Source organism: Spirosoma sp. 48-14 (genome assembly GCF_001898575.1).
GTDB lineage: Bacteria > Bacteroidota > Bacteroidia > Cytophagales > Spirosomataceae > Spirosoma.
Genome location: NZ_MKUD01000040.1, coordinates 1 through 6,301, shown reverse-complemented (window position 1 = coordinate 6,301; position 6,301 = coordinate 1). Strand labels below are relative to the sequence as shown.

Here is a 6,301-nt window from a genome sequence, read left to right as displayed (position 1 = left end):
ACTTTTTTTCTCTGTTTTTCCATAATTGAAACACATTAATTTGTTACTGTTTATCCCGCACCTTGCGAGCTTTCGGGACAAATGTCTTATGGAAAAAGAGGCGTTATAAGAAAGTGGCAGTCAGAGGAAGTGTTTGGCTGTGAGTGGCTTTATAGAAAGTCTAAAACCATATTTATTAAACTATTTTGTTTAAATTTGACATATTTAGACAAGTCTTAAAAAAGCAAAATGGCATTTGGAAAACACATAAAAAGACTAAGAGAAAGTAAAGGCTTATTCTTACGGGAAGTTGGGGCTGCATTGGAACTGGATAGTGCTTTTATTAGTAAGGTCGAAAATGAAGAAAGACCATTGCCAAGAAAACATATTGAAAAGCTTGCAGACTTTTTGAATACCCCAGTTGATGGGCTATTGATTTTATGGTTTTCAGATAAAATAATTGAATTGCTACAAAATGAGCCTGTAGCCGAACAAGTTTTAAAAATATCGAGGAAAAGATTAAAAAAAGAGTAGAATAAAAACTAATCAAATACTATAACCAGTCATTATGAAGATAAAAAAAATTGAAGTTGAAAATTTTCGATTATTGAAGACTTTCTCAATAGACCTTGAAAATGAACTTTCTCTTGTTATCGGGAAAAATAATACAGGAAAGACTTCTATTTTGTCAGTTCTTGATAAATTTATAAATGAGAAAAGTAAATTTTCTTATGATGATTTCAATATTGATTTTAAAAACGAATTAGAAGGTTTAATCAAGTCGGCTGATATTCCCGACGAATTCCTACCCAAAGGCATTAAACTGAAAATTTATATTGAATATAACGATACTGATGATTTATCTAATGTTAGCAGAGTATTGATGGATTTAGACCCTGACAATAATAATATTGTTTTAGGTTTTGAGTACACTGTAATCTATGATGATTTTTTTAAAATTAAGGCTGACTATGCAGTCTTCGAAGCCAGTGAAAAGGCTAAAAATGTAAAGAAGAAAGAATATAAGCCAAGGGAACTAAAAGATTTTTTAAAGCAAAACTTAGAAGCTTATTTTAAAATTCATAAATTCTCTTTTGAGTACGATACAGCTACAAACAAGATTACTGAAACTAAGCCAATTGACCTTATTAGTGAAAATATTAATTTAAAAGACATCATCAGCTTCAAGTACATAAGTGCAAGAAGAGATGTGACAAATAAGGAAAAGGAAAACACACTCTCAAAACAAACCTCAAGTCTTTATAAAAAGAAAGAAGATAGCAGCGATAAGACCCAGGCTACAGAAGATTTCAAAGACCAGCTTTCAGAAACCGACAGTACATTAAGCGACATCTACAAAGACTTATTTAAAGATGTAATAAAAAAAGTACAGGATTTTGGAGGTGTTAAGTTGAATGATACTGATATAGCAATTATTTCAACCCTGCAACACCGAGAATTACTTGAAGGAAATACTACAGTAGTATACACTCACGATGACCATAAATTACCGGAGCATTATAACGGTTTAGGTTATATGAACCTAATAAGTATGATTTTTGAAATTGAGATTTTGGTACAGGATTTCAAAAAAGATAAAGACAAAAAGCCAGCGGATATAAATTTACTTATTATAGAAGAACCGGAAGCACATACACATCCCCAAATGCAGTATGTCTTTATAAAGAACATAAAAAAATTACTTGGAGAAGGTATCAAAAGAGATGATGGTATAAACAGACCATTACAATACATTATTACTACACATTCATCGCACATTGTTGCCGATAGTGATTTTGATGATATAAAATACTTGAAAGCAATAACAAAGAATGATGTTACTGCAAAAAATCTGAAAGATTTAAGAGCCCAATATGATGCCGACCCAAAACAATATCAATTCTTAAAACAATATCTAACAATTAGCAGAGCTGAAATCTTTTTTGCTGATAAGGCAATTCTTATTGAAGGAGATACCGAAAGAATTTTGATACCGACATTTATGAGAAAAGTTGATTTGGAAGAAGCTGCACGTTTAAAAGCAGCAGGAAACGATGATACATTCTTACCACTTCTATCACAAAATATATCAACTATCGAAGTTGGGGCATATTCACAAATCTTTGAGAAGTTTATTGATTTTTTAGGTATTAGGTCATTAATATTAACAGATATTGATGCTATAAAGGTAACAGGTCAAAATGCAAAAGGGCAAGATGAATGGGGAGCCTGTCCTGTAAATGAAGGGACTAAAACAAGCAATTCTGCGATTAATCATTTTTTGTCGGCTGTAACTTGGAATAATTTAAAAGCTTTACCAGTTGGCGATAGAACAATTGTTATTGGGAGTTCCACAATTTGTATATGTTACCAACAGGAAGAAAATACTTACCACGCACGGAGTTTTGAAGATGCTTTTATACACTTGAATAGAGCATTCGTAAAAGAAAATAAAGATACGTTCCAGGGGATAAAAAATGCTTCTGATTTTGATGATGATGCGAAAAGTCCTTATGATTTAGCAGATAAGTGTGTTAAGAAGAAAACCCATTTCGCTTTAGATATATTATATCATAGTGATGAAAAATTTAGTAATTGGAATATTCCGGCTTACATTAAAAATGGTTTGTTATGGCTGAAGGAAGATTAAATTTAGAACCGGAAGTAGTGGAGATTTTTCAGTCAATTGATGATGGCAGAAATTTTCTATTAAGCGGAGGTGCAGGAAGTGGAAAAACCTATTCTTTAGTAAATGTAATTCGACAGGCAATAGCTGAAAATCCAACGGCTAAGGTTGCTTGTATGACCTATACTAATGCAGCGGTTAAAGAAATTGAAGAAAGAGTAAACCATAAAAATCTTAATGTATCTACGATACACGATTTCTTATGGGATAGCATCAAACATTTTCAAAAAGAGCTTAAACAAGCACTTATTTCCTTAGCGAACAATGAGGAAGTAACCAGAATTTCTATTGAAGAAGTCAATCCTGTTCCGGATAATTATTATGCCGTTTTGCCTGATGGTGTACAGTACAAAGAGTTTGTTAGAATACGTGAAGGAATTATATCTCACGATGAATTACTTATAGTTGCCAACTATCTCTTTGAAAAATATCCCAAGCTTAGCAGCATCGTGAAAGATAAATATAAATTCATATTCATTGATGAATATCAGGATACAAGTAAAGTTGTGGTAGAAACATTTCTTACACATTTTAAGAAAAGCGAAAGAAAGAATATCATAGGTTTTTTTGGAGATGCTATGCAATCAATTTATGAAGATGGCATTGGTAATTTAGACGATTATAAAGGAGCTGATATAGAAAAAGTAAACGAAATTCAAAAAAAACAAAATAGAAGAAATCCCAAACTTGTTATTGATTTGGCGAACAAACTTCGTACCGATGGTATAACTCAAGAACCATCTGCCGACCCGAAAGCTCCTAATATGGCTAATGGTACCATAAAGCAAGGAACTGTTTTGTTTTTGCATTCCACTGATGGAGATGTCAATAAAGTTGAAGAATTTTTAGCAGCGAATTATGCTTGGGATTTTAATAATTCAAAGGAAACGAAGGAACTTAATCTCACTCACAATTTAATAGCAGGCAAAGCAGGTTTTAGAACCTTGATGGATATTTATGATAAAGACCACATATTAAGTTTTAGAGATAGAATTAAGAAGTATATTAAAGATAACAATGTTGCTACTGACTTTTCAGAAAATACATTTGGAGAAGTAATTGAAGCATTACAGCAAGGAAAAAGTGGCAGAGAGTTAAACGCAGTTCGTCCTACAAACACAATGCAGGTTTTTATTGATGGTAATGCGGAATTGTATAATTATGCTAAATCAATAAAATATACTGAATTTTCCAAAATATATGTTGACAAAGACCAATTACTTGATGATAAAAAGCAAGACGAAAATGATGAAAACAAGAAAGGTTCAAAAAGAGATAATCTTGTAAAACACTTATTTAAAATTCAGAATAATATTTCTCTGTATCAAAATAAAAAGTACAATGAGTTTTTAAGAGCCACAGATTATTATTTTAAAATAACAAGTATCGCAAGTAAAAAAGCCTTAAAAGAAAATATTGAAAGCCTTGTGAATGTTGGAGATAATACAATTGAACAAGTCATTAATGATGCTAACGAAAAGAGAATTTGTTTGATTGATGATAAGCTAATTGCTTTTAAAGAGAACAAAGAGTATTTGTATAATCGAGTAAAGGATGTTAAGTTTAGTGAATTTCAAAAACTATATGAATACCTTGAAGGACAAACACCATTTTCAACACAGCACAAAACCAAAGGAACAGAATTTGATAATGTTTTAGTTATTCTTGACAACGGAGGTTGGAACAATTATAATTTCGGTAATCTCTTTTTAGAAACAGGTTCAGCAACTGTATTAGACAGAACACAAAAGATATTTTATGTCTGTTGCACAAGGGCTAAAGAAAATTTAGCAGTCTTCTTTCACAATCCTGATGCAGATGTAATAGCGAAAGCCAAAATTTGGTTTGGAGAAGAAAATGTAATTGATATTGGTTAAACTTATTCATAAGAACATTGGGGAGCTAAACAAACTCCCCAATGTCAAAATCACCCAAATCACTTTTCCGCAAGGTGGAAGAACCGTCGTCGCTTTCAGATGAAAGTGTGCTATCCAAAAGCTCGGCAATTTTTCGGGAAGCACCCTCAATGGAATTTTCCAGTAAGCTGAATAATTCGGTTCCCTGTAATTTCTGAACTATGGCTACCGCTGTTTCCTTTTGAGCCTGTTCCAAATTTTCTTTTTGAAGCAATACCCCTACGGAGCTTAGTTCGTCGTAGGTAACCCCTTTAGCAAAACCGTTATCGCCACCGAATATTCCGTACCTGTTCCATTCTTCTTCCTCTTCTTCCAAATCAGGCATATTGCTGAAAACTTCGTCAAGTTCTTCCTGCGGAATTTGAATGCTGACGTTTTCGTTTTCGTCGTATTCGATGTCTAAATTATCAGGGTTTATCTCCGGTTCCGCTATTTGGCTTTCATTGGCAGTGTTTGGCACTGAAAGGCTTCTTACTGGCTTGGGCTGTCCCATAATATCGGGCAGGTGCGGGTTAACTTTTTCCTTTTTGGGCTTTTGCTTCGACCTTTTATGAATGACAATCTTATCCTGCAAAAGCAGTACAATGACTATCAGCAAGCAAATCACAATTACTATTTCCATAATCAGATATTTTAAAAAATGGGTTTAAACTTTTCGTTGAAATCATCGGTAATGGCTTTTTCAAACATCTCAAAATGATGCTCCAGTATGTTATCGAGATAAGCATACAGGGGTATGGCATCTTTACCAATAACCTGTACAATACGGGATAGCCGTTCGTGGTATTCCTGCCGTATATATATGCTTTTATCGCCCCGCTTTGTCATCGAATGGGTTTTCAAAAAGTGTTCGCCGTAGCTTCCGTCAAGGCTTTTTTTGATGCGGTTCCTTTCCCGTTGTACAGGCTTACTTTGTGGTAACTCAACCTGCTTTACCACATCTTGTTCCGCTTCCTTTTCCTGCTCTTCGGCAGGTAGCTGTAAACCGTCCTTTTTAACGCCGTCTACCATCAGGTTCATCATCATTTCCTCGTTAATGTCCGGCGTTACTTTTCTTTTATTGTCTTTCTCCATAGCACTACAATTGAATGATGTTTAAAAATTCGCTGATGAACAGGTCTAACTGGCAGGCTTTCATCAAACGCTCATCGGGTGGCATTACCGTAGAACGGAAAACCGTTTTGCTGTCCGCTTCGCTTTCCTTGCGAAAACGGGTGCTGTTCTTGATTTGGCTTTGCATCAGGCTTAATCCCAATTGCCCGATTAGCTGATTGTACACGTCATATAAGGGTGTGCTTTCCCTGCCGTCCACCTGGTTCCAGAAAAGATTAATGGTTTCTATAGATGTCTCGCCTTTTTTCATAATCACGTCCTGTAAAAGCTGTGTGAAGATGAGCGTACTTTCCATTACCACACGGTCTGCCGTGATGGGCGTGAAAATGTGGTGCATACCTGCCAATGCTTTCAGGATGCCGGGCGTGTTTACAGTTCCGGGCAGGTCGAAGAACAGCACATCAAGCGGAACGGGAGAAGTGTTTACAAATTCGTGCGCCGCATCGAGTACGCTATCCGCTTTGTGCTGCATAATGGGATAGGCTTTTTTATTGATGGTGGTAAACTGCTTATATGCCAGTTTTTTCAACGCCTCATTTTCCATTACCATTGCCAAATCACGGGTTTTCATTTTCATCAGGCTGTGCTGCGGAAAATCCGCATCAAA

6 protein-coding genes are annotated in these 6,301 nt (G+C 34.9%); 3 read left to right on the top strand and 3 right to left on the bottom strand.

Features of this window, described 5'->3' with window-relative positions:
* Nucleotides 1-228: 228 nt before the first annotated feature.
* Genes BGO59_RS20275 through BGO59_RS20265 form a run of 3 tightly spaced genes read left to right on the top strand, consistent with a single transcriptional unit; the run spans nucleotide 229 to nucleotide 4,542 of the window.
* The gene (locus BGO59_RS20275; protein WP_066437859.1) at nucleotides 229-513 is read left to right on the top strand and encodes a helix-turn-helix transcriptional regulator; all 285 of its coding nucleotides are present in this window, start codon (nucleotides 229-231) and stop codon (nucleotides 511-513) included.
* A 34-nt stretch (nucleotides 514-547) separates the two neighbouring features.
* Nucleotides 548-2,629: an ATP-dependent endonuclease gene (locus BGO59_RS20270; protein WP_066437852.1), complete on the top strand. Its 2,082-nt coding sequence runs from the start codon at nucleotides 548-550 to the stop codon at nucleotides 2,627-2,629.
* The gene (locus tag BGO59_RS20265; protein ID WP_293686153.1) at nucleotides 2,611-4,542 is read left to right on the top strand and encodes a UvrD-helicase domain-containing protein; all 1,932 of its coding nucleotides are present in this window, start codon (nucleotides 2,611-2,613) and stop codon (nucleotides 4,540-4,542) included. Before BGO59_RS20270 ends, BGO59_RS20265 begins: the two co-directional genes overlap by 19 nt.
* A gap of 25 nt (nucleotides 4,543-4,567) precedes the next feature.
* Here BGO59_RS20265 and BGO59_RS20260 read toward each other — a convergent pair whose 3' ends face one another.
* From BGO59_RS20260 to BGO59_RS20250, 3 genes are all read right to left on the bottom strand, one after another.
* On the bottom strand, nucleotides 4,568-5,203 hold the full coding sequence (locus tag BGO59_RS20260) for a conjugal transfer protein TraD (RefSeq protein WP_066437854.1): 636 nt from the start codon (nucleotides 5,201-5,203) through the stop codon (nucleotides 4,568-4,570).
* A gap of 11 nt (nucleotides 5,204-5,214) precedes the next feature.
* Nucleotides 5,215-5,655 (bottom strand): DUF3408 domain-containing protein, encoded by a 441-nt coding sequence (locus BGO59_RS20255; RefSeq protein WP_002978475.1) that lies wholly within the window; start codon nucleotides 5,653-5,655, stop codon nucleotides 5,215-5,217.
* A gap of 4 nt (nucleotides 5,656-5,659) precedes the next feature.
* On the bottom strand, nucleotides 5,660-6,301 hold a 642-nt coding region (locus BGO59_RS20250), incomplete at its 5' end, for a ParA family protein (RefSeq protein WP_293686147.1).

What these genes read in the sequence shown, in the direction of transcription:
- BGO59_RS20260 (WP_066437854.1), bottom strand. Translation starts at nt 5,203, where the DNA reads ATGGAAATAGTAATTGTGATTTGCTTGCTGATAGTCATTGTACTGCTT.
- BGO59_RS20255 (WP_002978475.1), bottom strand. Translation starts at nt 5,655, where the DNA reads ATGGAGAAAGACAATAAAAGAAAAGTAACGCCGGACATTAACGAGGAA.
- BGO59_RS20270 (WP_066437852.1), top strand. Translation starts at nt 548, where the DNA reads ATGAAGATAAAAAAAATTGAAGTTGAAAATTTTCGATTATTGAAGACT.
- BGO59_RS20275 (WP_066437859.1), top strand. Translation starts at nt 229, where the DNA reads ATGGCATTTGGAAAACACATAAAAAGACTAAGAGAAAGTAAAGGCTTA.
- BGO59_RS20265 (WP_293686153.1), top strand. Translation starts at nt 2,611, where the DNA reads ATGGCTGAAGGAAGATTAAATTTAGAACCGGAAGTAGTGGAGATTTTT.